The organism is Nocardioides gansuensis, assembly GCF_003076135.1.
Taxonomy (GTDB): Bacteria; Actinomycetota; Actinomycetes; order Propionibacteriales; family Nocardioidaceae; genus Nocardioides; species Nocardioides gansuensis.
Genome location: NZ_QDGZ01000012.1, coordinates 1 through 24,105, shown reverse-complemented (window position 1 = coordinate 24,105; position 24,105 = coordinate 1). Strand labels below are relative to the sequence as shown.

General features: G+C 72.6%; 22 protein-coding genes and 1 rRNA gene. 2 read left to right on the top strand and 21 right to left on the bottom strand.

Annotated features, from left to right (window positions below; all coding sequences use genetic code 11):
• Positions 1 to 37: 37 nt before the first annotated feature.
• From DDE18_RS20850 to DDE18_RS20800, 11 genes are all read right to left on the bottom strand, one after another.
• On the bottom strand, positions 38 to 688 hold the full coding sequence (locus DDE18_RS20850) for a cyclase family protein (protein WP_116574266.1): 651 nt from the start codon (positions 686 to 688) through the stop codon (positions 38 to 40).
• 29 nt (positions 689 to 717) lie between these two features.
• On the bottom strand, positions 718 to 1,518 hold the full coding sequence (locus tag DDE18_RS20845; RefSeq protein ID WP_116574265.1) for a pseudouridine synthase: 801 nt from the start codon (positions 1,516 to 1,518) through the stop codon (positions 718 to 720).
• Entirely contained in the window at positions 1,515 to 2,273 is a 759-nt protein-coding gene (scpB, locus tag DDE18_RS20840) for an SMC-Scp complex subunit ScpB (protein ID WP_116574263.1), read from the bottom strand. The genes DDE18_RS20845 and scpB overlap by 4 nt, the downstream gene beginning before the upstream one ends.
• Entirely contained in the window at positions 2,266 to 3,144 is an 879-nt protein-coding gene (locus DDE18_RS20835; protein ID WP_116574261.1) for a segregation and condensation protein A, read from the bottom strand. Before DDE18_RS20835 ends, scpB begins: the two co-directional genes overlap by 8 nt.
• 8 nt (positions 3,145 to 3,152) lie before the next feature.
• Complete coding sequence (locus DDE18_RS23480; protein WP_211754671.1) at positions 3,153 to 3,512, bottom strand: hypothetical protein; 360 nt, start codon at positions 3,510 to 3,512, stop codon at positions 3,153 to 3,155.
• Complete coding sequence (locus DDE18_RS20825) at positions 3,497 to 4,399, bottom strand: ParA family protein (protein WP_425437590.1); 903 nt, start codon at positions 4,397 to 4,399, stop codon at positions 3,497 to 3,499. Before DDE18_RS20825 ends, DDE18_RS23480 begins: the two co-directional genes overlap by 16 nt.
• A 328-nt stretch (positions 4,400 to 4,727) precedes the next feature.
• Positions 4,728 to 7,373, bottom strand: coding sequence for a DEAD/DEAH box helicase (locus DDE18_RS20820; protein WP_116574259.1), 2,646 nt, complete (start codon positions 7,371 to 7,373; stop codon positions 4,728 to 4,730).
• A 16-nt stretch (positions 7,374 to 7,389) separates the two neighbouring features.
• On the bottom strand, positions 7,390 to 8,463 hold the full coding sequence (locus DDE18_RS20815; RefSeq protein WP_116574258.1) for an alpha/beta hydrolase family protein: 1,074 nt from the start codon (positions 8,461 to 8,463) through the stop codon (positions 7,390 to 7,392).
• Positions 8,460 to 9,374, bottom strand: coding sequence for a site-specific tyrosine recombinase XerD (gene xerD, locus DDE18_RS20810; protein WP_116574256.1), 915 nt, complete (start codon positions 9,372 to 9,374; stop codon positions 8,460 to 8,462). The genes DDE18_RS20815 and xerD overlap by 4 nt, the downstream gene beginning before the upstream one ends.
• A complete protein-coding gene (gene ald, locus DDE18_RS20805; RefSeq protein ID WP_116574254.1) occupies positions 9,371 to 10,486 on the bottom strand; it encodes an alanine dehydrogenase in 1,116 nt (371 codons plus the stop codon). Before ald ends, xerD begins: the two co-directional genes overlap by 4 nt.
• Positions 10,487 to 10,561: 75 nt before the next feature.
• Positions 10,562 to 11,176: an NUDIX domain-containing protein gene (locus DDE18_RS20800; protein WP_116574352.1), complete on the bottom strand. Its 615-nt coding sequence runs from the start codon at positions 11,174 to 11,176 to the stop codon at positions 10,562 to 10,564.
• A gap of 46 nt (positions 11,177 to 11,222) precedes the next feature.
• Here DDE18_RS20800 and pepN point away from each other — a divergent pair, with 46 nt between their 5' ends.
• Positions 11,223 to 13,664: an aminopeptidase N gene (gene pepN, locus DDE18_RS20795; protein ID WP_165821275.1), complete on the top strand. Its 2,442-nt coding sequence runs from the start codon at positions 11,223 to 11,225 to the stop codon at positions 13,662 to 13,664.
• A gap of 20 nt (positions 13,665 to 13,684) precedes the next feature.
• On the opposite strand, the gene DDE18_RS20790 is transcribed toward pepN, so the two are convergent.
• From DDE18_RS20790 to DDE18_RS20755, 8 genes are read right to left on the bottom strand one after another with little or no spacing between them, the layout of a single operon-like run.
• On the bottom strand, positions 13,685 to 15,370 hold the full coding sequence (locus tag DDE18_RS20790; RefSeq protein WP_116574251.1) for a CTP synthase: 1,686 nt from the start codon (positions 15,368 to 15,370) through the stop codon (positions 13,685 to 13,687).
• Positions 15,371 to 15,381: 11 nt separating this feature from the next.
• Positions 15,382 to 16,269, bottom strand: a complete 888-nt coding sequence (locus DDE18_RS20785) for a copper transporter (protein ID WP_165821274.1) — start codon at positions 16,267 to 16,269, stop codon at positions 15,382 to 15,384.
• A complete protein-coding gene (gene steA, locus DDE18_RS20780; RefSeq protein ID WP_116574248.1) occupies positions 16,266 to 17,456 on the bottom strand; it encodes a putative cytokinetic ring protein SteA in 1,191 nt (396 codons plus the stop codon). Before steA ends, DDE18_RS20785 begins: the two co-directional genes overlap by 4 nt.
• A 53-nt stretch (positions 17,457 to 17,509) precedes the next feature.
• Positions 17,510 to 19,258 (bottom strand): DNA repair protein RecN, encoded by a 1,749-nt coding sequence (recN, locus tag DDE18_RS20775; protein WP_116574350.1) that lies wholly within the window; start codon positions 19,256 to 19,258, stop codon positions 17,510 to 17,512.
• The gene (locus tag DDE18_RS20770) at positions 19,251 to 20,207 is read right to left on the bottom strand and encodes an NAD kinase (protein ID WP_211754670.1); all 957 of its coding nucleotides are present in this window, start codon (positions 20,205 to 20,207) and stop codon (positions 19,251 to 19,253) included. The genes recN and DDE18_RS20770 overlap by 8 nt, the downstream gene beginning before the upstream one ends.
• The gene (locus tag DDE18_RS20765) at positions 20,204 to 21,043 is read right to left on the bottom strand and encodes a TlyA family RNA methyltransferase (RefSeq protein WP_116574246.1); all 840 of its coding nucleotides are present in this window, start codon (positions 21,041 to 21,043) and stop codon (positions 20,204 to 20,206) included. The genes DDE18_RS20770 and DDE18_RS20765 overlap by 4 nt, the downstream gene beginning before the upstream one ends.
• Position 21,044: 1 nt before the next feature.
• Complete coding sequence (locus DDE18_RS20760; protein ID WP_116574244.1) at positions 21,045 to 21,245, bottom strand: hypothetical protein; 201 nt, start codon at positions 21,243 to 21,245, stop codon at positions 21,045 to 21,047.
• A 10-nt stretch (positions 21,246 to 21,255) separates the two neighbouring features.
• Entirely contained in the window at positions 21,256 to 22,290 is a 1,035-nt protein-coding gene (locus DDE18_RS20755; RefSeq protein WP_245916915.1) for an HAD-IIA family hydrolase, read from the bottom strand.
• A 48-nt stretch (positions 22,291 to 22,338) separates the two neighbouring features.
• Here DDE18_RS20755 and DDE18_RS20750 point away from each other — a divergent pair, with 48 nt between their 5' ends.
• The gene (locus tag DDE18_RS20750; RefSeq protein ID WP_165821273.1) at positions 22,339 to 23,460 is read left to right on the top strand and encodes a DUF1015 family protein; all 1,122 of its coding nucleotides are present in this window, start codon (positions 22,339 to 22,341) and stop codon (positions 23,458 to 23,460) included.
• On the opposite strand, the gene DDE18_RS20745 is transcribed toward DDE18_RS20750, so the two are convergent.
• Together DDE18_RS20745 and rrf are read right to left on the bottom strand one after the other, a co-directional pair.
• Positions 23,435 to 23,797: a single-stranded DNA-binding protein gene (locus DDE18_RS20745; RefSeq protein ID WP_116574239.1), complete on the bottom strand. Its 363-nt coding sequence runs from the start codon at positions 23,795 to 23,797 to the stop codon at positions 23,435 to 23,437. The genes DDE18_RS20750 and DDE18_RS20745 overlap by 26 nt on opposite strands.
• Before the next feature lie 188 nt (positions 23,798 to 23,985).
• A 5S ribosomal RNA gene (rrf, locus tag DDE18_RS20740) occupies positions 23,986 to 24,102 on the bottom strand.
• Positions 24,103 to 24,105 lie beyond the last annotated feature (3 nt).

Below are 24,105 nucleotides of genomic sequence, written 5' to 3'. Positions count from 1 at the left end.
GGTGCGGCGAGGGTTCAGGCCGTGAGCACGCGCTGCGTTACTCCAGCGTCGCGTAGGCCCGCACCGTGAAGGTGCCCATCCCGACGACGCGGGGCGGGACAGCGCTGAACCGGGCGCCGGTGCCCGGCAGCCGGTCGAGCCCGGTCAGGTGCTCGACCACCGGGATGCCGGCGCGCAGCAGCAGCGAGTGGGCAGGACGCTCACCGTCCACGGTGGAGTCGATGTTGACCGAGTCGATGCCGACCAGCGCGGCCCCCTGGTCGACGAGGTGCCGGGCGCCGTCCTCGGTCAGGTGCGGGTGCTCCGGGTCGCCGTAGCGCTCCGTGCGCCAGTGGACGTCCCAGCCGCTGCGCAGCAGTATCGCGCGCCCCGCGACGTCCACGTCCACGAACGCCTCGGCGCCGGTGCCCGCCTCGTCGACGTCCACGACGACCGCCGGGAGGTCCACCACTCGCTCGAGCGGCAGCTCCGAGAGGTCGTGCCCGTCGGCGTACCGGTGTGCCGGCGTGTCGAGGTATGTCCCCGTGTTCGCGATCATCGTGATCCGGGCGATCTGGAAGATCGTGCCGGGCGCGTAGTGGTCCGCCGCCTCCTCGAACGTGAGGTAGGGCGAGAGCTCGGGGCCGGGCATGCCCGGGTAGGTGGTCATGCCCTCCTCGATGACGTGGCTGAGCTCGACGAACCGCATGACGGCAGCCTAGGGCGCGCAGGGTGCGCTCAGAGCTCGCCGGCGTCCATCAGCTCGCCCAGCTCGGCGACGGTCAGCTCGCGCATCTCCCCCACCCCGAGCCGCCCGAGCGAGACGGGGCCGATCTGCGTGCGGGTCAGGCGGCGTACGGGGTGGCCGACGTGGTCGAGCAGCCGCCGGACGATGCGGTTGCGGCCCTCGTGGATCACCAGCTCGACGATCGTGCGCCCGATCCCGCCCTTGACCGGGTCACCGCCGACGAGCCGGGCCGAGGAGACCTGGACCGGACCGTCCTCGAGCTCGACCCCGCCCAGCAGCCGGGCGATCGTCCCCCGGGTCAGCTCTCCCTCGACCTCGGCGACGTAGGTCTTGTCGACCTCGTGCGAGGGGTGCGCGAGGCGCTGGGCGAAGTCGCCGTCGTTGGTGAGGATGATCAGCCCGGAGGTGTCGGTGTCCAGCCGCCCGACGTGGAAGAGCCGCTCCGGGCGGTCGGCGACCAGGTCGCCCAGGCACCTGCGCCCCTCGGGGTCGGACATGGTGGAGACGACGCCGCGCGGCTTGTTCAGGACGAGGTAGACCTTGTCGCTGATCGGCGGCAGGCGCTTGCCGTCGACCCTGATGACCGCGGTGCGAGGGTCGACCTTGGTGCCGAGCCGGGTGACGATCTCACCGTCGACCTCGACGAGGCCGTCGAGCATCAGCTCCTCGCACTTGCGGCGGCTGCCGACGCCGGACTGGGCGAGCAGCTTCTGCAGGCGGATCAGGCCCTCGTCGTCGGTCTCCGGCCGCTGCGAGGCCGGCTGGGAGGGGGTCTGGTCGTGCGGCTTCACGTGATCTCGGTGCCCCCGTCGGGCTCGGTGCCGTCACCGCTGTGCGGCGCCGGGTGGGTGGGCTGGCTCGGCTGGCTCGGCTGGGGTGCCGGCTCTGGCTCTGGCTCTGGCTCCGGCGATGCGGCGGGCCCCGGGCCCGGGTCGGGCGAGGACGCCGAGGCCATGGCCGCCAGCTCGTCCTCCATGTCGTCCATGTCGGGCAGGTACGGCGCGAGGTCGGGCAGCTCCTCGAGCGAGGTGATCCCGATCCGCTCCAGGAAGTAGGTCGTGGTGCGGTAGAGGTTGGCCCCGGAGGACTCGTCGCTGCCGGCCTCCTCGACCAGGCCGCGCGTCAGCAGGGTGCGCATCACGCCGTCGACGTTGACGCCACGGATCGCGGACACCCGGGCCCGGGAGACCGGCTGCTTGTAGGCCACGACCGCGAGTGTCTCGAGCGCCGCCTGCGTCAGCCGGGCCTGCTGTCCCTCCAGGACGAAGCCCTCCACCACCGCGGCGTACTCCTCGCGGCTGTAGAAGCGCCAGCCGCCGGCCACGTTGCGCAGCTCGAAGCCGCGTCCCTGCTCGGCGTACTCCGCCACCAGCGCGTGCAGCGCCTCCTCGACGTCGCCGACCGGGTGGCCCACGGCGGACGCGAGCTGCACCTTGTCGAGGGGCTGGTCGGCGACCATCAGGATGGCCTCCAGAGAGGGCCGCAGCTCCGCGACCGCGACCTCCAGGGTCTCGGGGGCCACCTCGGCCATGGTGTCCTCAGTCATGCTGATCATTCTCCTCCGACTCCGGCAGCGGCACGTCGTCCTCGGCGTCCGGCGGAGCACCGTCGAACTCGTCGTTGATCTCGATCTCGCCGTCCTCGGCCCCGGTCCAGCGCACGGAGAGCTCGCCGAGCGGCGTGACCTGCTCGAAGGACACGGCGCCCTCCCGGAACAGCTCCAGCAGCGACAGGAAGCGGGCGACGGTCGTCAGCCGGTCCGGGGAGTCGCCGCAGAGCGCGCGGAACGTCATCGTGCCGTTGCGGCGCAGGCGGTCGACGACGAGGGCCGCCTGCTCCCGCACGCTGACCTTCGCGGCGTGGATGTGGTTCAGCGACACCTCGAGGACCGGCTTGGGCTCCATCGCCTTGGCGGCGAGCTGGGCGAACTGCTCGAGGCCGATGCCGATCAGCACCTCCGGGAGGAGGCCGGCGAAGCGGTCCTCCAGCCCGACCTGGCGCGGGTGCCGCTTCGACTCCTCGGCCAGCCGCCTCTCCAGCACGCCGGCGACCTGCGTGAACGCCCGATACTGCATGAGCCGGGCGAAGAGCAGGTCGCGCGCCTCGAGCAGCGCGAGGTCCTCCTCGTCCTCGACGTCGCCCTGCGGCAGCAGCCGCGCGGCCTTGAGGTCGAGCAGGGTGGAGGCCACGAGCAGGAAGGAGGTGGTCTGCTCCAGGTCCCAGACGGGCCCGCCCGCCTTCACGTGGGCGATGAACTCGTCGGTGACCTTCGACAGCGCCACCTCGGTGATGTCGAGCTTGTGCTTGGCGATCAGGCTCAGCAGCAGGTCGAAGGGGCCTTCGAAGTTGTCGAGGGTGACGGCGAAGGCCGGGGCCTCGCTGCCGGGCTCGGCCGCCGGCACAGCGAGGTCAGTCATCGTGGCACTCACTCCTCGGTGAGCCGCCGCACCAGCGCGCTGTCGAGGCCGTTCGCCTCGAAGTCGGCCAGCACCAGGGACACCGCCTCGCGCACCAGGCGGCCGCGGTCGACGGCCAGGCCGTGCTCGCGCCGCAGCGCCAGGCGGGTGTGCTCCAGGTCGAGGAGCTCGTCGGAGGTGACGTAGACCGTCATCTTCTCGTCGTGCCGGACGCGCCCGCTCGGCCGCCTCGAGGGGCCCGGTGCCGGCTCCGGCTCGTCGGCGACGGCGCGTACGGCGCGGGCGCGAGGCCCCTCGTCACCGGACGGGGCGGGGGCGGTCTCGCGGAAGAGGTCGTCGGCGGCAGGCAGGCTCACTCGTCGGGCCACCGGACGAGCACCTCCTTCGCGAGCTGGCGGTAGCTCTCGGCGCCGGTCGACGACGACGCATAGCTGGTGATCGGCTCGCCGGCGACGGTGGAGTCGGAGAACTTCACGGTCCGGCGAATCACCGTGTGGAAGACCGTGTCGCCCCAGGCCTGGACGAGGCGCTCCATGACCTCCCGCCCGTGCAGCGTGCGGCCGTCGAACATCGTGCCGAGCACGCCGTCGATCTCCAGGCGCGGGTTGAGGCGCTCACGCACCTTGTCGATCGTGGTCTTGAGCAGGGCCACGCCGCGGAGCGCGAAGTATTCGCACTCCAGCGGCACGATCACGCCGTGGGAGGCCGTCAGCGCGTTGACGGTGAGCAGGCCGAGCGAGGGCTGGCAGTCGATGAGGATGACGTCGTAGTCCTCGAGCGCCGGGGCGAGCACGCGGGCCAGGGTCTGCTCGCGGGCGACCTCGTGCACCAGCTGCACCTCGGCGGCCGACAGGTCGATGTTGGACGGCAGCAGGTCCATGCCGGGGACACCGGACGGCACCACGACGTCCTCGAGACGCACGTCGCGCTCCATCAGGAGGTTGTAGATCGTCAGGTCCATCTCGTGGGGGTTGAGGCCCAGCCCGACCGACAGCGAGCCCTGCGGGTCGAAGTCGACGAGGAGCACCTTGCGGCCGTACTCCGCCAGCGCGGCGCCCAGGTTGATCGTCGTGGTCGTCTTGCCGACGCCACCCTTCTGGTTGCACATCGACACGACCCGGGCCTGGCCGTGCTCGGTGACCGGCTTCGGCTCGGGCAGCACCGGCATCGGGCGTCCGGTCGGGCCGAGCTCGGGCTCGACCTTGGCCACGAGAGGCTCGGGCTCGGGCTTCCGGAACGGAATGGGCTCTGACATCTCGGTGGCTCCCGGAGTAGGCGGTGCGGGCGGCCGGACCAGCGGCGGCATCTCGGAGGCACTCGTGCCCTGTCCGTGGAAACCCGAGAACCCACCGTCGTCCATGTCTGCTCCTCGCTCCTTGCTGCTCCGATTGCACCACGTGAAGGCGCCGAAACTTTGTCGACACGGCGACAGATCCCCCGCCGTTCCGCGTGACCCTATGCCCCTCCCCCGGGGGTCACAACACTCGGGCGGATTCCCCCACCCCACGGCGGAAATCTGTGCACCGGGCCCCGTTCCCGTGCACAGGTCGAGGCCGCCTGTGCACAAGCCTGTGGAGGCAGCGTCAACCGTCCAGCCGTCGCATCGACGTGGCCACCAGCACCAGCTCGCCGCACTCGTCGGAGGCGTCGCAGTCCACGACCGCCTCGACCACCCAGTCGTGGTGGTCCTCGGGGTCGTGGATCGTCTGGCGTACGTCGCGCAGCCGGGCCGTGGTGCGCTCCTCGGCCCCCGGCGGCTCCCCCACCCGCTCCGGGGCGAGCGATACGAGAGCCGGGCCGCGTGCGTCGGCGTCGGTGAGCACGGAGTCATGCTCGGCGTAGTAGTCCTCGAGGGCCGCGTCCCAGGCCGAGCGTCCCATCACGACCGAGCGGGCCGGCTCCACCCGGTCGGCCGCCTCGCGCTCGAGCCGCACCAACGCGTCGATGTCGTCCCGCGCACAGGCCTGCACGCGCGCGAACATCGCGTTGCGCACCATGACCTCGAACACCCGCTGCGACGACAGCCGGCGCGGCGGGGCGGGCGGCACGTGCTCGGTGACGTCCGGCGGCGCGTGGTCGGGATCTGCCAGTGCCTCCCACTCGTCGAGCAGGGAGGAGTCGGTCTGCCTGACGGTCTCCCCCAGCCACTCCACGATCTCCTCGACCTCGGGCGACCGGTGCGCCTCGGGCACGGTCTGCCGCAGCGTCCGGTAGGCGTCGGTGAGGTAGCGCAGCACCAGCCCCTCCGACCTCGCGAGCTGGTAGCGCGCGACGAAGTCGGTGAACGACATCGCCTGCTCCCACATCTCGCGCACCACCGACTTGGGTGAGAGGGCGTCCTCGCGCAGCCACGGATGCAGCTGCCGGTAGGTCTCGTAGAGGCCCTCGAGCAGCTCGCGGAGCGGCTGGGGCCAGGTCACCTCCTCCAGCAGCGCCATCCGCTCGTCGTACTCGAGGCCGTCCGCCTTCATCTCCGCGATCGCCTCCCCGCGGGCGGCGTGCTGCTGGGCGAAGAGGACCTGGCGCGGCGCCTCGAGGACGGACTCGATGACCGAGACGACGTCGAGGGCGTACGTCGGCGCCTCGGGATCCAGGACGTCGAGCGCGGCCAGGGCGAAGTGCGACAGCGGCTGGTTGAGCGCGAAGTCGTCGGGCAGGTCGACGGTCAGCACGTACCGCCGTCCGTGCTCGTCCGGCTGGTCGAGCCGGGTGACGGTGCCCGAGCCGAGCAGGCTGCGGGTCAGCCGCAGCGCACGCCGGGCCAGCTTGAGCTGCTGGCGCCGCTCCTCGTGGTTGTCCATGAGCAGCCGCCGCAGCACCGGGAAGGCGTCCTCCTCGCGGCTGAGGACGTTGACGAGCATCGCGTTGTCGACCTTCATCCGCGACGCCAGTCGCTCGGGCGTCCCGGCCACGAGCTTGTCGTAGGTCTGCTCGGTCCAGACCACGGTGCCCTCGGGCGGCTTCTTCAGCTGTGCCTTGGACTTCCGCTTCGGGTTGGCGCCTGGTGCGGCGTTCTTCGCCTCGGCCTTGGCCTTCGCCTTCTCGTTGTCGATCACGTGCTCCGGCGCCTGCACGACGACGTAGCCGGCCGTGTCGAAGCCCGCGCGTCCTGCCCGCCCGGCGATCTGCAGGAACTCGCGGCTGCGGAGCACCCGCTGGCGGCTGCCGTCGAACTTCGCCAGCCCCGTGAAGAGCACGGTGCGGATCGGCACGTTGATGCCCACGCCGAGGGTGTCGGTGCCGCAGATGACCTGGAGCAGCCCGGCCTGCGCGAGCTGCTCCACCAGGCGGCGGTACTTCGGCAGCATCCCCGCGTGGTGGACGCCGATGCCGGCCTTGAGCAGCTTCGCCAGGGTGCGGCCGAACCCGGGGCCGAAGCGCACGCTCGCGATCCGCTCGTTGATCTGGGCCCGGCGCTCCTCGCGATCGGTGGTCGAGTAGCGAGCGCCAGCGAGCGTATCGAGACCCCGCCCCTTCAGCAGCGCCGTCGCATGTTCGACGGCGGCCGCCTGGGTGAAGTGCACGACGTAGACCGGCCCCTGGCCGGTGGTGACCAGCTCTTCCAGCGCCTCGTCGAGGTGCACCATCGACCACGTGAAGTGGAGCGGCACCGGACGCTCGGCCTTGTCGACGACTGCGGTGTCGCGGCCCGTACGCCGGGTGAGGTCGTCCGCGAGCCAGCCGATCTCGCCCAGGGTGGCCGACATGAGCAGGAACTGTGCGTCCCCGAGCTCGAGCAGCGGCACCTGCCATGCCCAGCCGCGGTCGGGCTCGGCGTAGAAGTGGAACTCGTCCATCACGACGAGGCCGACGTCGGCGGTGCGGCCCTCGCGCAGCGCGATGTTGGCCAGCACCTCGGCGGTGCAGCAGATGATCGGCGCATCCGCGTTGACCGACGCGTCGCCGGTGAGCATGCCGACGTTGTCGGCGCCGAAGACCTCGCAGAGCGCGAAGAACCTCTCGCTCACCAGCGCCTTGATGGGAGCGGTGTAGAAGCTCACCTGGTCGCGAGCCAGGGCGGAGGCGTGCGCCGCGGTCGCCACGAGCGACTTCCCCGACCCCGTCGGCGTCGCGAGGATGACGTGGCTGCCGCCGAGCAGTTCGATGACTGCCTCGTCCTGGTGCGGATAGAGGGTCAGGCCCTGCCCCTCCACCCACGCCGCGAAGACGTCGTACACCTCGTCGGCGTCGGTCGTGGTGGGGACGTCGAGGGAGGGCACCTGCCCCATTCAACCCTGCCGCCGTTCAGCCCCGTGAGCTGGCGCGGAAGAACGCCACCGTGCGGTCCATCGCCCCGAAGAAACGGGGCCCGAAGGCGTGCTCCTCGTCGGCGTACCAGGCGAGCGTCGAGTCGGCCCCAGCCCGGAGCAGGGCCCGGTGGGTCGCGCGGGCCCACCGCGGCGGGCAGGTGTCGTCGGAGCCGCCCTGCACGGTCAGCACCGGCTCGGTGACCCGGTGGAAGTAGGTGCGCGGGCTCATCTCGCGCCAGAACCTCGGCGCGTCCTCGGGCAGCCCGAACCGGCGACTGATCGCGTCCACCAGGCCCGACCGGCCTGGATCGCGGCGGATCCACCTGTCGAAGTTCTCCGCGGCGCGCGAGCTCACCGGCGCCCACTGCGCCGCCGCGGACACCAGGCCGGGCTGGGCGACGAGCGCGGTCTGCACGACTCCCCCGCCCATCGAGCGCCCCATCAGGAAGAGCCGGTCGTCGTCGACCGGCACCGCCTGCGTGCGGCGCAGGGCATGCACGGCGTTGATCACGTCGACGGCGTAGCCGAGCCGCAGCAGGCTCACCATGCTGGCGTCGTCGCTCGACTCGGCGTGGTTGCGGTAGTCGACGTGCAGCGCGACGAAGCCGCGCTCGGCGAGGTAGCCGCGCTCGCGGGTCATCCCCTGGCCGCGGACGTAGTAGGCCGGGTCGATGTAGCCGTGCGCCAGCACGACCGCTGGGAAGGGGCCCCTGCCGGCAGGGACGTTGAGCACGCCTGAGATGGTCAGGTCGTCGCTGCGATAGGTCACGTCGTACGACGTGTAGGCGGCCGTCTGCTCCCGCACAGCCCCGAGCCGCAGGCCACCGCCGCGGTAGGTGCGCTCGAAGAGCGCCGGGACCGAGACCGGCGAGGGAGACCGCGAGGTCTCCGAGGGCGACGGCGTGGCAGCCGACGACTCCTCGGCAGGGCTCTCGGTGGGCGAGGCGGACGCGGTCGGCCGAGTGGGCGACGGCTCCGCGGGCGTCGGCTCCCCACCGCCCGTGCAGGCACCGGCGAGCAGCCCCAGCACGAGGGCTGCGGACGCGGCGCGCACGGGCCGGCCGGTCATCGGGCCCTCGGGTGGGCCGTCGCGAAGACCTCGCGGAGGTTGTCGACGGTGACGAGGGTGTAGACCTGCGTCGTGGTGACGGAGGCGTGGCCCAGCAGCTCCTGCACGACGCGCACGTCGGCGCCGCCGTCGAGCAGGTGGGTGGCGAAGGAGTGGCGCAGCGTGTGCGGCGAGACCGCCTTGGTGACACCGGCCCGGTCGGCTGCCTTGGCCAGCACCGCCCAGGCGCTCTGCCGCGACAGCCGCCCGCCGCGGGCGTTGAGGAACAGGGCCGGGGTGCCCTTGCCCTGGGCGACCAGCCCGGGCCGGGCCCGGGTCAGGTAGGCGTCCACCGCGGCCAGCGCATAGCCGCCCACGGGCACGAGCCGCTCCTTGGAGCCCTTGCCGCGCAGGAGCACGGTGCCGTCGACGGCGTCGAGGTCGTCCACGTCCAGGCCGACGCCCTCCGAGATGCGCGCCCCCGTGCCGTAGAGCAGCTCCAGCAGGGCCCGGTCGCGCAGCGCCAGTGGCGTGCCCGGCGCGCCCGCGGCGTCCAGGATCGCCTCGACGTCGGACAGCGGCAGGGCCTTCGGCAGCCGCTTCGCCGGCGCCGGCGGCTTCACGCCGCTGGCCGGGTCGGCCGTCGCCAGCCCGTCCCGTACCGCGAACTTGTGGAAGCCGCGGACCGCCACCACCGTGCGAGCCGCCGACGTCGAGCTCAGCGGCGGGTGGTCCGGCCCACCCTCGCGGAGGCTGACCAGGAAGTCCGCGACGACGTCCTCTGTCACCTCGTCGAAGGAGCTGATCTGCCGGCCGTCCAGGAACTCGACGTAGCGCCGCAGGTCGCGCTTGTACGACGTGAGCGTGTTGGCCGCCAGCCCGCGCTCCACGCCCAGGTGGTCGAGATAGGTCCGGACGGCGCGGTCGATCACGCGAGCACGGCCTCCGGTGCGGTTGCCTCGATGCCGACCGCCTCGCCGACCGGCGCGTTCGTGAGCTGCCCGGCGTGGGTGTTGAGGCCGAGCGCGAGGCTGTGGTCGTCGCGGCAGGCCTGCTGCCAGCCCTTGTCGGCCAGCGCCACGACATAGGGCAGGGTCGCGTTGGTGAGGGCGTACGTCGAGGTGTTGGGCACCGCGCCGGGCATGTTCGCCACGCAGTAGAACGTCGAGCCGTGCACCTGGAACGTCGGGTCGGCGTGGGTGGTCGGCCGGGTGTCCTCGAAGCAGCCGCCCTGGTCGACGGCGATATCGACCAGGACCGAGCCCGGCTTCATCTGCGAGACCAGCTCGTTGCTGACCAGCTTGGGCGCCGCGGCACCGGGGATCAGCACGGCTCCGATGACCATGTCGGCCTCCCGCACCTGCTGCTGGATCGCGAGCCTGGACGAGGCCAGCCCGTGGACGCGGTTGTTGTAGCGCCAGAAGGACAGTCGCAGCTTGTCCAGGTCGGTGTCGAGCAGCGTCACGTCGGCGCCCATGCCGAGGGCGATGTTGGCGGCGTTCTGCCCGGACACGCCGGCACCGATGATGACGACCTTGGCGTTGGCGACGCCGCCCACGCCACCCATCAGCACACCGCGACCGCCCTGGGCCTTGAGCAGCGCGTGCGCGCCGACCTGCGGGGCCAGGCAGCCGGCCACCTCGGACATCGGGTAGAGCAGCGGCAGCGCGCCCGAGGGCAGCTGGACGGTCTCGTAGGCGATCGCGGTGACCTTGCGGGCCAGCAGCTTCTCCGTGAGCGGCTTGTCGGCCGCGAGGTGGAGGAAGGTGAAGAGGGTGAGGCCCTCGCGCAGGCGGTGGTACTCCTCGGCGACGGGCTCCTTCACCTTGAGGACCAGGTCGACGTGGCCCCAGACGTCGTCGGCGGTGTCGAGGATCGTGGCGCCTGCCGCGGCGTACTCCTCGTCGGGGACCTGGGACCCCAGGCCCGCGCCCTGCTCGACGTACACGTCGTGGCCGTGGGCAGTCAGCTCGTGCACCCCGACGGGCGTGAGTGCCACCCGGTACTCGTGGTTCTTGACTTCCTTCGGTACGCCGACCTTCACCGCGTGGCCTCCCTGCCGTCCGGTCCGCTCGCCGTGACTAGTGTCACAGCGGCACGACACTACCGCCCACCGACGTCACATCGGGGCGAGACCCCCGCGCCGCTTCAGCACGTCGTAGGCGAGCACGCCCTGCACGAGGGGCCCCTGGCGGACCCGGCCGTCGAGGACGGCCTCGAGGAGGTCGGCCATCGGCACCCAGAAGACCTCCATCTCGGCCTCCTCGTGCAGCATCGCGAAGTCTCCTCGTGGTGCGTGGGAGAGCCCGCGCGCCAGGAAGATCTCGTGCACCTCGCTGGTGATGCCGGCGCTGGCGTAGGTGCTCAGCATCAGCTGCCACGAGGTCGCCTGCAGCTCGGCCTCCTCGCGCAGCTCGCGCTTGGCCGTCTCGACCGGAGGCTCGTCACCCGCGTCCCGCAGGCCGGCGGGGAGCTCGACGAAGTCGTGCTGCGAAGTGTGCCGGTACTGGCGCAGGCAGAGCACCCGCTCGTCGGCGTCGACGGCGAGCACGACCACCGCCCCCGGGTGCTCCACCGAGAGCCGCACGAAGCGGTCGTCCGGGTCGCTCGGACGCGTCACGACGTCCTCGCGCACGGCCACCACCCAGGAGTCACGGTGGACGTCCCTGCTGCTGACGACCGGCCAGCTCGCGGGCCGGTCGGCGACCGCCTCGCCCCTCACCTCGGGATGCATGGCTCCGACCGTATCCCGCTGGTCGCCGCGGGATACGGTCACCTCCATGACCTTGCTCACCCTGACCCGCGAGGAGGCCGCGACCCGGTCAGCCCTCGTCACCGTGGACCGCTACGACATCGACGTCGACCTCACCGGTCTCCTCGAGGGCCACCTCTTCACCTCGACGAGCACGATCACGTTCAGCTGCCCCTCACCCGGGGCGGCGACCTTCGTGGACTGCGCCGCCGACATCACGCGCGCAACCCTCAACGGTGCCGAGCTGGACATCACGACCGCCGAGGGCGGCCGCCTGCCGCTGCACGACCTGGCCGCCCACAACGTGCTCGTCGTCGAGGCGAGCACCCGCAACACCGGCAAGGGCGAGGGCATCCTGCGCACGGTCGACCCGACCGACGGGCTGGTCTACGTCTGGACCAGCCTCGAGCCCGACGAGGCGCGGCGGCTGTGGGCCTGCTTCGACCAGCCCGACCTCAAGGCCCCGCACCACTTCGTCGTCACGGCGCCGGACACCTGGCTGGTGACGTCCAACGGCGCCCCCGAGTCGGTCGTGGAGACCGAAGCCGGCAGGGTCTGGACCTTCCCCGACACCCCGAGGCTCTCGACGTACGTCGTCGTGGTCAACGCGGGCCCGTTCCACGAGGTCCGCCAGCAGCACGACGGCTACGACCTCGGCTTCTTCTGCCGCCAGTCGCTGGTCCCCCACCTCGAGCGCGACCTCGAGGAGCTGGTGACGCTCACCCGGCAGGGCCTGGCGTTCTTCGGCGAGAAGTTCGGCATGCCGTTCCCGCAGGAGCGCTACGACCAGGTCTTCGTGCCCAACCTCGGCGGCGCGATGGAGAACTGGGGCTGCGTCACCTACGGCGACAGCCAGCTGTTCCGCACTCCCCCGACCCACAACCAGCGCGACGTGCGGGCCGAGTTCATCCACCACGAGATGGCGCACATGTGGTTCGGCGACCTCGTCACCATGCGCTGGTGGGACGACCTCTGGCTCAACGAGGCGTTCGCCTCCTGGGCGTCCAACTGGAGCCTGGCCCGCGCGACGGAGTTCGACGAGCAGTGGGGCAGCTTCCTCGCGCTCTTCAAGCGCACGGCCTACGAGATGGACATGGGCCCGGGCCGCCACCCCATCCGGGGCGACGTGCCGGACGTCGCGTCCGCGATGGCCAACTTCGACGCGATCACCTACATCAAGGGCCAGAGCGTGCTCCAGCAGCTGATGGCCTACATCGGCGAGGACGCCTTCGTCGAGGGCCTGCGCAGCTACTTCCGCGACCATGCGTGGGGCAACACCGTCCTCGACGACCTGATGAGCGCCTTCGGCGCGGCCGCCGGCCGCGACCTCGGCGAGTGGACGACCGCGTGGCTCGACCGGGCCGGCACCGACGTCATCAGCCTCGAGGGCAGCACCCTGGTGGCGGAGTCCCCCGACGACCAGGACCCGCGGCCCCACCGCCTCGACGTGGCGTCGTACGACGCGTCGGGCGACCGCCTGCGGCCGACCGGCACCATGTCGGTCGAGATGACGGCGCCGCGGGTGGAGCTCGACCTGCCCGAGGGCGACCTGCGGCTGCTCAACGCTGGCGACCTGACCTTCGCCGCCGTCCGGCCCGACCCGACGTCGCTGCGGCTGATGCTGGAGCGCGTGGCCGAGCTGCCCGACGCGACGTCGCGGGCGCTGGTCATCGGCACCTGCACCCAGCTGCTGCTCCTCGGCGAGCTGGCTCCGCGCGACGCGGCCCGGGCCACCACCCGGGCACTGGCGGCCGAGCGCAGCCCGGCCCTGATCGAGCCGTTCCTGTTGATGGGCGCGGCCTTCGCAGGCAGGTGGGCCTCCGCCGCCGAGTCGCCCGCGCTGGTGGCGGAGCTCGCCGATGTGACCCTGGCGCTGTCCAAGCTGCCGGAGCACCGGCAGCCGGCGCTGCGGACGCTGGCCGTGACGGCATCCACCGACGCCCACTGGGCCGCCCTGGAGGAGGCGGTGGAGGCGGCCACCGACACCGACCTCGCGTGGCGGATGGCCGCGCGCCGGGCCGAGCTCGACCAGCACGACCCGGAGGCGGTCCAGGCCCTGCTCGAGTCCGACCCTGACCCAGACGCCCACACCAAGCGGCTCCGCGTCCTGGCGGCACACCCGCACGTCGAGTCCAAGGAGGAGGTCTGGAAGGCCTTCTTCGTCGACTACTCCGTGCCGGCGAGCCGCGAGACGCTCGAGCTGGGCGCCATGTTCTGGCGGCCCCAGCAGGCCGAGCTGCTCGCCCCGTTCGCGCTGCGCTACCTCGACGAGCTGCGCAGCCTGCAGGGCGGCCTGCTCAACCAGGGCGTCGTGATCCGGGCGATGTACCCGCTCGGTGCGGGCAACGCCGAGTTCCTGGCTCGAGCCCAGGAGGCCGCGAGCGACGAGCGCATCAGCGCCTACGCCCGCAACCAGCTGCACGCGAACAACTTCGTGCTCTCGCGCATCCTCGAGGCACGCCAGCGCTGAGATCCCGACAGAACGAGGGCTCAGTCCTCGTCGGCGCGGTGCAGCCCGGACTCGTCGATCGGGAAGCGCAGCTCGCGCTGGCGCTCGATCGCCGCGCCGACCAGGCCGGCGAAGAGCGGGTGCGGCCGAGTCGGCCGCGAGCGCAGCTCGGGGTGCGCCTGGGTGGCGACGTAGTAGGGATGCACCCCGCGAGGCAGCTCGACGAACTCGACGAGGTCGAGGTCAGGGTTGGTGCCCGAGAAGACCAGGCCGGCCTCGGCGAGCCGGTCGCGGTAGAGGTTGTTGAACTCGTAGCGGTGGCGGTGGCGCTCCTCGACCTGCGCCGCGCCGTAGACCTCGCGCACGACGCTGCCGGGCTCGAGCGCGGCGGGATAGAGGCCCAGGCGCATCGTGCCGCCCAGGTCGCCGGCGCCGTCGACGTAGGCCTTCTGCTCCTCCATCGTCGAGATCACCGGCTCCTGCGTGCCGGGGTCGAACTCGGTCGAGCCCGCCTTCTCCAGGCCGGCCTCGTTGCGGGCGAACTCGATGACCATGCACTGCAGGCCCAGGCACAGGCCCAGGGTGGGGATGCCGTGGGTGCGGGCGTAGTGGAGCGCGCCGAGCTTGCCCTCGATGCCGCGGATGCCGAATCCGCCCGGGACGAGCACCGCGTCGACGTCGCTGAGGTGCTTCGCGGCCCCCTGCGGCGTGTCGCACTCGTCGGAGGCGATCCAGCGCACGTGCACCTTGGCCTCGTGCGCGAAGCCGCCGGCGCGCAGTGCCTCGCCGACCGAGAGGTAGGCGTCGGGGAGGTCGATGTACTTGCCGACCAGCGCGACGGTGACCTCCTCCTTCGGGTGGTGCACGCGGCGGAGCAGGTCGTCCCAGTCGGTCCAGTCGACGTCGCGGAACGGGAGGTCGAGGCGGCGTACGACGTAGGCGTCGAGGCCCTCGCGGTGCAGCACCTTGGGGATGTCGTAGATCGACGGGGCGTCGGCGGCCGTCACGACCGCCTCCTCGTCGACGTCGCACATCAGCGAGATCTTGCGCTTGATGCCGTCGGGCAGCTCGCGGTCGGCGCGGCACACGACGGCGTCGGGCTGGATGCCGATCGAGCGGAGCGCGGCCACCGAGTGCTGGGTGGGCTTGGTCTTCAGCTCACCGGACGGACCGATGTAGGGCACCAGGGAGACGTGGATGAAGAAGCAGTTGTCGCGGCCGATCTCGTGGCGGGTCTGCCGCGCGGCCTCGAGGAAGGGCAGCGACTCGATGTCGCCGACGGTGCCGCCGACCTCGGTGATCACGACGTCGATCTCCGGACCGCCCATCGCGAGGATGCGGTCCTTGATCTCGTTGGTGATGTGCGGGATCACCTGCACCGTGTCGCCGAGGTAGTCGCCGCGGCGCTCCTTGGCGATCACGGTCGAGTAGACCTGCCCGGTGGTGACGTTGGCGATCTGGTTGAGGTCGGTGTCGAGGAACCGCTCGTAGTGTCCGATGTCGAGGTCGGTCTCCGCCCCGTCATTGGTCACGAAGACCTCACCGTGCTGGAACGGGTTCATCGTGCCCGGGTCCACGTTGAGGTAGGGGTCCAGCTTCTGCATGGTCACGCGCAGACCACGCGCCTTGAGCAGGTTGCCGAGGCTGGATGCCGTGAGCCCCTTGCCGAGAGAGGAGGCGACGCCTCCGGTCACGAATACGTGCTTGGTGCGCGTCGCGTTCTTCACGGGGTTCTAGCCTACCCCAGCGGGGCGGCGCCGTCCGCACCCGACGCACCGAAGGCTCCGCCGTCCGCGTCGTGGGACCGCGCGACGGCGAGCACGGTGGCGGTCCGGCCGGCGGCCGTGTCGATCCCGTCGACCGTGGCGACCTGGGCCGCCACCGGATCGCCGCGGAGCCGGCCGAGCTGGCCATCTCCCCCGTCGGCCGTCGTGCCCGCGACCACGACCCCGCGGGCTGCGCGGGCCAGTCCGGTCACCAGGCCGCCGAGGATCGCGTCGCCGCCCTCGGCCGCGGGTGGCTCACCGAGCACCAGCAGCACGAGAGGCGCCCGCTTCGCGACCTCCTCCGGAGCAGTGAGCAGCTCTCCGCCGGCAAGGCTGTCGAGCACCGCACGGGACTTCCCGTTGAGCTCCGTGGCGGACTCCTCGGTCGTCGCCACCGCATCGCCGAGCAGCTCGCCGACCCGGTCGTACGTCGTGGCCTCGGCCGCCACGGAGCCCTCCGGCTGCTGGGTCATCAGCTGGCTGCCGAGCGTGTCGACCAGGGACTTCTGCTCCGGGGTCGTCCAGGTGTCGGTGAGGCTGAAGCGCGCGGTGACCGAGCCCCCCGCCGCGGCGACCTGCTCGGACAGCGCGGTTACGACGTTCTCGTCCGCGCCCGGCAGCGTCACCAGGGCCACGGACCGCTCCGCGAGCCTGCCCGAGAGCAGGGTGGGCGCGACCGCGGCCGCGAAGCCGTCGGCGTACGCCCCGCGCGGGTCGGCCTGCGGCGCACCCGCCGCCTCCGGGTCCGCGTCCCCCGACGCCACCTGCTCATGCAGCAGACCGCCGCCGAGGGCGATGCCGACCGCGAGCGCGAGAAAGACGGCGACGAGGCTGGTCAGGTGGTGGCGGAACGTGATCACTGGAAGTTTCCCTGGAGGGTGTCGAGGAGCTGGGTGGCGGTGGTGGCGAGGGCGTCGCCCCACTCCTGGCCGACCGGCGTGACGCCGACGGCCGCGCCGAGCGCGACCAGGCCGGTGACGGCGAGCGCCGCCAGGTGGCGGGGCCGCACGCTGCCGTCGTAGAGGCGGGGCACGGCCGCGGCGTCGACGAGCCGCTGGCCGACCTTGAGCCGGGTCAGATAGGTGCTGGCGAGGCCTGCGCGCCGACGGTCGAGGAACTCGTCCAGGGTGGCGGGCATGCCCACGCCCACGATCAGGGCGGCGCCCGCCGCGTCGGCGAGCAGCAGCGCCGCGTCCTCGCTGGTCGCCCCGGTCTCGAAGACGACGGGCTTGATGCCGAGCCGGACGAGCGGCTCGGTGAGTGACCGTGCCGCGCCCCTCTCGAGGAGTACGACGACATCGGCGGCCTTGCGCAGCGCCTCACGTGTCGGCAGCTCGTCGGGGTCGACGGTGCCGAGCACCACCACGTCCGGGCGGTGGCCGGCCTCGCGGAGCGCGTCGGCCCCTCCGTCGACCCCGATCAGGACCGGGTGCTGCTCGCGGATGAACGGCGCGATGCCGGCGAGCTCGGAGCGCCAGTCGTGGCTGCGCACCACCACGACGACCGGCCGGCCGGCCAGGGTGGTGGAGGGCCGGGGGATGCCCCGGCCGTGCAGCAGCACGTCCTCCTCCCGGCGCAGGAACTCCGCACTGTTGTGCGTGAAGCTCTCCAGCTGGGCCCGCATGCTCGACCGGGCACGCTCCATCTCGGCGCGCACCAGCGGCAGGTCGACCTCCCGGCCGTCGCCGACCACTTCATCGCCGACCAGCACCGTGCCCTCGTGGACGCGGACTTGGGCGCCGTCGGGGAGGCGGGCCAGCGCCACCTGGCCGAGTGAGTCCACGACGGGCACACCGGCCTGCACGAGGACCTCGGGGCCGAGCGCCGGATAGCGCCCGGAGATCATCGGCACGGCGTTGAGCACCGCGACGACGCCCGCGTCGACGAGCGCCTGGGCGGTGGCCCGGTCGAGGTCGTGGTGGTCGAGGACCGCCACGTCGCCGGGTCCGACCCGGGCGAGCAGCAGGGCGGTGCGGTGGGCCGAGCGCGCGGGACCGAGGACGCCGGGCAGGTCGGGGGCGGTGCGTTGACGGGTGGGAATCCTCATGACGGACCCATGGTGTCAGCCGGCAGCTGCCCGTTGGGGAGGCACGCCGCGGGTCACGCGTCGCGGGCCGCGGCAGCGGTCTGGAGCAGCTCGCGGGCGTGGGCCAGCGCCGTGTCGGACTCCTCGAGCCCGGCCAGCATCCGCGAGAGCTCCCGCTCGCGGCCGGTCTCGTCGAGGACTGTCAGGCCCGAGGTGGTCACGGTGCCGTCGCTGCTCTTGGCGACGACGACGTGCCGATCGGCGTACGCCGCGACCTGCGGCAGGTGGGTCACCACCAGCACCTGGGCCCGGCGGGCGAGCATGGCCAGCCGGCGACCGACCTCGATCGCCGCCTTGCCGCCGACGCCGGCGTCGACCTCGTCGAAGACGAACGTCGGCACGGGGCTGGTCTCGGCCAGGGAGACCTCGAGCGCCAGCATCACGCGGGATAGCTCGCCCCCGCTGGCCCCCTTGGCGAGCGGCCGGGCATCGGCACCCGTGTTGGCCGCGAGGAGGAACTCCACCTCGTCCACGCCCGTCGCGGTGGCGGCGACCCAGCGTCCGTCGACCTGGAGGGCCTTGCGGGTGAGCGTCTCCGGCACGGCGATCTCCTGCTGGCGCACGGCGATCGTCACCTCGGCGTGCGGCATGGCGAGCAGGGTGAGCTCGTCGCTGACCGCCCGCGAGAGCCGCTGGGCAGCCTCGGTGCGCGCGGCCGTCAGCTGGGCGGCGACCTGCGCGAGCTCGGCGCGCAGCTCGTCGCGCTGCTGGGTCAGCCGCTCGACGCGTCCGTCGGTGTCGTCGAGGTCGAGCAGCCGGGCGGCAGCCTGCTCGGCCCAGGCGAGCACCTCGTCGGCAGTGTCGCCGTACTTCCTGGTCAGGGCGGTCAGCGCCGCCCGCCGCTCGCTCACGGCGGCTAGGCGCGCGGGGTCGGAGTCCAGCCGCGCGGCGTACGACGCGACGTCGGCCGCCACGTCGGAGAGCAGATAGCTCACCTCGGCCAGCCGGTCGGCGAGGTCGGCAGCCTCGGCGTCGTGGTCACGGACGGCCTCGAGGAAGCGACGCGCCGCGGACGTGGTGCCCAGGGCGTCCGGGGCGTCCTGGTCGCTGGAGAGGGCCTCCCGGGCCTGCTCGGCGGCGGCGCGGAGGGTGTCGGCGAAGCCGAGGCGCTGCTCCTCGGCCGCCAGGGACACGTCCTCGCCCGACTCGGGCGCCACCGCCTCGATCTCGCTGAGCCCGAGACGCAGCTGGTCGGCCTCGAGCATCCGGGCGCGGGCGTTGCGGTGGACGTCCTCGAGCTCCGTCTCCACGGCACCGAGGCGCTCGTAGAGCTCCGCGAAGCGGGCGGCGGGCCCCGCGACGGCCTCGCCGGCGAACCGGTCGAGCGCGTCGCGCTGCGCCGCCCCCCGCAGCAGCCGGTGCTGGTCGCTCTGACCGTGCACGGCGACCAGGGGCTCGGCGACCTCCCCCAGTCGGGCGACCGGCACCGAGGCGCCGCCGACCCAGGCCCTGGAGCGGCCCTCGGCCGCGATGTTGCGCGCCAGGACGACCTGTCCGTCCTCGGTGTCGCCGCCGACGTCCTCGACGGCGGTGACGAAGTCGGGCAGCGACCCCGTGGCCACGACGCCCTCGACGCGTGCCGCCTTGGCCCCGTTGCGGACCGCCCCGCTGTCGGCACGGCCGCCGAGCAGCAGGCCGAGCGCGGTGACGACCATCGTCTTGCCGGCGCCGGTCTCCCCGGTGATGACCGTGAGGCCCGGCCCGAGCTCGAGCGTCGAGGACTCGATCACGCCGAGCGAGGAGATCCGGATCTCCTCAAGCATCGCTGTCCCCCGCGTCGCGGCGCCGGCGCTCGGACGCACCGCGCCAGCCCTCGACGGGCAGGTCGAACTTGGCCACCAGCCGGTCGGTGAAGGGCGCCTCGTGGAGCCGCGCCAGCCGCACCGGCCGGGCGCCCTTGCGCACCTCGATGCGCGCCCCGGGCGGCAGGTCGACGGCGCGCCGGCCGTCGCACCAGAGCACGCCCGCGCCCTCGGTGTTGGCCAGCACCTCGACGGCGAGCACGGAGGTCGGTGCCACCACCATCGGCCGGGCGAAGAGCGCGTGCGCACTGATGGGCACCATCAGCAGCGCCTCGACGGCCGGCCAGACCACGGGTCCGCCGGCGCTGAAGTTGTAGGCGGTCGAGCCGGTCGGCGTCGCGCAGACCACGCCGTCACAGCCCCACCGGGACAGGGGGCGGTTGTCGATCTCGACGACGACCTCGAGCATGCGCTCGCGCGCGGCCTTCTCCACGCTGGCCTCGTTGAGGGCGAACGTGGTCGTCACGACCTCTCCGTCGCGCAGCACCCGGACGTCCAGCGTGAGCCGCTCCTCGACCGCGTAGCGTCGGGAGACGATCGCCTCGATCGTCGACTCGACGTCCTCCTCCTCGGCCTCGGCCAGGAAGCCGACATGCCCGAGGTTGACGCCCAGCAGCGGCGTGCCGCTGGCGTGGGTCAGCTCGGCGGCCCGCAGGATCGAGCCGTCGCCGCCGATGACCAGGGCCAGCTCACAACCCTCCCCGGCCAGCGACTCGGGTCCCACGGTCTCGATCACCGGGTCGTACGCCGCGGGGTCCAGCGCCAGGTCGGCCGCCTCCTGCTCCAGCAGCCGCACCACGATGCCGTGGGAGGTGAGCGACTTGGCGCAGGCACGCGCCACGTCCCGGGCGTCGGCTCGGCCGGTGTGGGCGAGCAGCAGCACGCGGCGGCGGGCATGGGTCGGGGTCACGGGTCCACCTTCTCACCCGCCACCCCCAGTGACCGGCTGCGCTCCACCTCGGCCTCGATGTCGGGCGCGCCGATGGTCGGGGCGCCCTTCCTGAGCAGCAGGAAGAACTCCACGTTGCCCGAGGGCCCCGGGAGCGGACTCGTGGTGACGGCGACCGCGCCCCAGCCCCGGCCCGCCGCGGCACGGGCGATGTCGTCGACGGCCTCCGCGCGGAGGGCGAGGTCACGGACCACTCCGCCCTTGCCGACCCGGTCCTTGCCGACCTCGAACTGCGGCTTGACCATCAGCGCCAGCTCCCCCTCGGGCGCCGTGACGGAGAGCAGGGGGTCGAGCACCAGCTGCAGCGAGATGAACGAGAGGTCACCCACCACCAGGTCGACCGGGTCGCCGACCAGCTCCGGGGTGAGGTCGCGGATGTTGGTGCGGTCGTGGACCACGACGCGGGGGTCGTTGCGCAGCGACCAGGCCAGCTGGCCGTAGCCGACGTCGACCGCGACCACCTCCCGGGCCCCGTTGCGCAGGAGCACGTCGGTGAAGCCGCCCGTGGAGGCGCCGGCGTCGAGGCAACGCTTCCCCGTCACGGTGAGCCCGTGCCCGGCGAAGGCGGCGAGGGCCCCGGCCAGCTTGTGCCCGCCACGGGAGACGTACTCCTCCCGCTCGGGGTCGTCGCGCACCACGATCGCGACGTCGGTCGTGATCCCGGTGGCCGGCTTGGTCGCGACCGCGCCGGAGACCGTCACCCGGCCAGCGGCGATCAGCTCGCTGGCGTGCTCGCGCGACCGGGCCAACCCACGGCGGACCAGCTCGGCGTCCAGTCTGAGCCGACGAGGTGGCACGTCAGCTGTCCGGCTGCGCGTCCAGGGCCCGGCGAAGCCGGTCGTGGGCCTGCTCGAAGACGCCGACGTGCTCGTCCAGCGGCAGGTCCGCAAGCCGGTGCAGGCTGCCGAGCACCTCGTCCACCGCGGGCACGCCCGTGCTCTCGACCGGGCTCTCGACGGCGGTCTCGGGTGCCTGGTCCTCGGTGGGCTGCTCGTCCATGCCGCCGAGGTTACCCGCGCGCCGCCGCCTCGGACGCGACCGGTGGCGAGAGTCCCTCGATGTCCACGGGCTGGCCCGCGTCGTCGAGGTGGCGCCACGCCGCCACGGCCACGACCCGCCACCAGTCCGAGGAGCTGCCCGAGCCCTCGACGTGCAGCCGACCCTCCTCCACGATGGCCCGCCAGCCGCCCAGCGTGGCTGCTGCCTCGGCCCACGCCGGCGCCGGGTGCGCCTCGAACAGGCCTTCCATGTCGGCGGCGACATAGGTCGGCCTCAGGTGCGGGCCCGCCGCCACCAGGTCGACCAGGTGCGTCACGCCGGTCATCACCAGGAGCGAGTCGACGCCCACGGCGTGGGCACCCTCGATGTCGGTGTCGAGGCGGTCGCCCACCATCAGCGGCCGTGATCCGCCGACCCGCCGGATCGTCTCCTCCATGAGCGGGCGTGCCGGCTTGCCGGCCACGACGGGCTCCACTCCGGCGAAGCCGCTGATCGTCCCCACCAGCACCCCGTGTCCGGGCGCCAGGCCGTAGGACGTCGGGATGGTGTGGTCGGTGTTGCTGGCGACGTAGGGCAATCCGTCTCGCACGAGCGTGGCGGCGCGCATGATGTCGCGCCAGCGCACGTCGGGCCCGTATCCGCTTGCCAGCGCCACGACGTCGTCGGGCTCCTCGAGCGGCACCAGGCCCTCCGCCTCCAGCGCGGACCGCAGCCCTTCGCCGCCCAGCATCAGGATGCGCGCGCCCGCACCGAACCGCTCGACCAGCAGGCGGGCCGCCGCCTGGGCGCTGGTCACCACGTCCTTGGCCTCCGCGCGTACGCCGAGCTCCTCGAGGTGCTGGGCGACCTGCTCAGGCGTGCGCGAGGCGTTGTTGGTCACGAAGGCCAGGTGCACGCCCGCGGCACGCACCCGCTCGAGCCGCTCCGGTACGCCGTCGAGGGCATGCCCGCTCACGTACACGACCCCGTCGAGGTCGAACATGACCAGGTCATGGAGCCCGAGCAGGGCTCCCTGGGTCGACCCGAGCAGGGACGTCTCCGGCACTCCCACCCCTTCCCTCGTCCGACTCGGCCTGCCCCCTACGATGCTTCGATGGACGTCGACGCCGTGGTCGCCCCGCCCTCCGTGGCGAAGCCCCTTCGACTGGCACCGTTCAGGGCGTTGACGCTGTCCCCCGGCCGGGTCGGCGACCCCGCGTCGGCACGCGCCTTCGCGCGACCCTACCGCGCCGTCGCCGAGCGGTTGGCGGGCTGGCAGTCACGAGGCCACGTCAGCCAGGACACCGCCTTCGGCCTCTACCTCCACGAGTACACGGTTGCCGGGCTCAGCATCCGCGGGCTCGTCGGCGCACTCGACCTGTCGCGGCGGGCTACGCGCATCGAGGAGCGGGCTGTCTGGCCGCACGAGGGCATCCACCCCGGCCAGGTGTCGGAGCTGGCACGCCGGATGGCCGAGATGGGCATGAACCCCGCACCCATCCTCCTCGTCCACGACGGCACCCCCCAGATCCGGGCCGTCGTCGACGAGGTCGGCTCCGGAGAGCCCGGGTGGGACTTCACCGACCAGGCGGGCCAGCACCACAGGATCTGGGCGATCCGGGATCCCGGCCAGCTCGACCGTGTCAACGAGGGACTGGCCGCCACCGACGCCCTGGTCGCCGACGGCCATCACCGCTACGCCGCCTACCTCGCCCTCCAGGAGGAACGGCCCGGGACCCCGTGGGACCGCGGCCTGGCCATGCTCGTCGACCAGCAGGACACCCCGCTCTTCCTGGGCCCCATCCACCGCACACTGGTCGGGACGCCCCTGGCCGCGGTGTCGGCCGCGGCCAGGGAAGCCGGCGCCCGGGTCCGGGAGCTGCCCCAGCACGAAGCCCTCAACGCCCTCGAGCCCCACACGCTCGTGGTCACCAACGGACGCAGCTGGGCCGTCCTCGACCTCGCCGGCGCCCCGGTCGAGCTCGCACTGGGGTGGCTGCTCGACCAGCTGATCCCGCGCCTGCCGACTCCTCCGAAGCGCATCGACCACCACCACTCCGCCGAGGACGCCATGTCGGCGGCGAGCTCGAAGGTGACCGGAGTCCTGCTCCCGGCCACCGACTACGGCCAGGTGCGCGACATCATCGGCCGTGGCCTGCTTCTGCCGGAGAAGGCCACCTCCTTCCAGCCCAAGCCCAGCCTCGGCGTGCTCATGCGCTCCGTGCACGACGAATGACCCGAGCCCCGGCGACCTCCACCTCCACCCGGGACGCCTTTCCGGCGCCGGCGGTGAAGAATCGCCGGCGGATGGCACCACTCACCTCGACCACGTCGCCCGGCCCCCACCGGGCCACCGTGCGCCGGACCCGCGCGGACCAGACGGCGCACTCGAGGGTGTCGACGCGCTGACGGGACGTGCCCGGCGGACGGTCCACCACCACCCGGAACGTGGTCAGGTGGTCGCCGCTCGGCAGCTCCACCTGCGCCGGAGCGGCCGTGAGCCGGCCGACGAGCCGGACCTCGTTGACCGGCACCAGCTCGTCGGGAGCCGCGTCCTTTTCTCGTGCAGACATTGCACATCACCTCCACGCCAGATGATCCACCGCGGCTCCGACACACCAGCGCGGGCGAGCCGAACGCCTGTGGAGAACGCGACGCCGGGCCCTGCTGTGGACGACATCTGGCCGGGATACGGCAATGCGCTTGCCCTGAAATGCAGAAGAGGGCCGCCCCTCTCGGGGTGACCCTCTTCCAAATGTTTGTCCGGCGGCGTCCTACTCTCCCACAGCCTCGCGGTTGCAGTACCATCGGCGCTGAAAGGCTTAACTTCCGGGTTCGGTATGGGACCGGGTGTTTCCCTTTCGCTATGGCCGCCGTAACT

Excerpts from the sequence above, each read along its gene's own strand:
- DDE18_RS20850 (WP_116574266.1), bottom strand. The coding sequence starts at position 688 with ATGCGGTTCGTCGAGCTCAGCCACGTCATCGAGGAGGGCATGACCACC.
- scpB (WP_116574263.1), bottom strand. The coding sequence starts at position 2,273 with ATGACTGAGGACACCATGGCCGAGGTGGCCCCCGAGACCCTGGAGGTC.
- DDE18_RS20835 (WP_116574261.1), bottom strand. The coding sequence starts at position 3,144 with ATGACTGACCTCGCTGTGCCGGCGGCCGAGCCCGGCAGCGAGGCCCCG.
- DDE18_RS20825 (WP_425437590.1), bottom strand. The coding sequence starts at position 4,399 with ATGTCAGAGCCCATTCCGTTCCGGAAGCCCGAGCCCGAGCCTCTCGTG.
- DDE18_RS20820 (WP_116574259.1), bottom strand. The coding sequence starts at position 7,373 with ATGGGGCAGGTGCCCTCCCTCGACGTCCCCACCACGACCGACGCCGAC.
- DDE18_RS20815 (WP_116574258.1), bottom strand. The coding sequence starts at position 8,463 with ATGACCGGCCGGCCCGTGCGCGCCGCGTCCGCAGCCCTCGTGCTGGGG.
- DDE18_RS20800 (WP_116574352.1), bottom strand. The coding sequence starts at position 11,176 with ATGCATCCCGAGGTGAGGGGCGAGGCGGTCGCCGACCGGCCCGCGAGC.
- pepN (WP_165821275.1), top strand. The coding sequence starts at position 11,223 with ATGACCTTGCTCACCCTGACCCGCGAGGAGGCCGCGACCCGGTCAGCC.
- steA (WP_116574248.1), bottom strand. The coding sequence starts at position 17,456 with ATGAGGATTCCCACCCGTCAACGCACCGCCCCCGACCTGCCCGGCGTC.
- recN (WP_116574350.1), bottom strand. The coding sequence starts at position 19,258 with ATGCTTGAGGAGATCCGGATCTCCTCGCTCGGCGTGATCGAGTCCTCG.
- DDE18_RS20760 (WP_116574244.1), bottom strand. The coding sequence starts at position 21,245 with ATGGACGAGCAGCCCACCGAGGACCAGGCACCCGAGACCGCCGTCGAG.
- DDE18_RS20750 (WP_165821273.1), top strand. The coding sequence starts at position 22,339 with ATGGACGTCGACGCCGTGGTCGCCCCGCCCTCCGTGGCGAAGCCCCTT.
- DDE18_RS20745 (WP_116574239.1), bottom strand. The coding sequence starts at position 23,797 with ATGTCTGCACGAGAAAAGGACGCGGCTCCCGACGAGCTGGTGCCGGTC.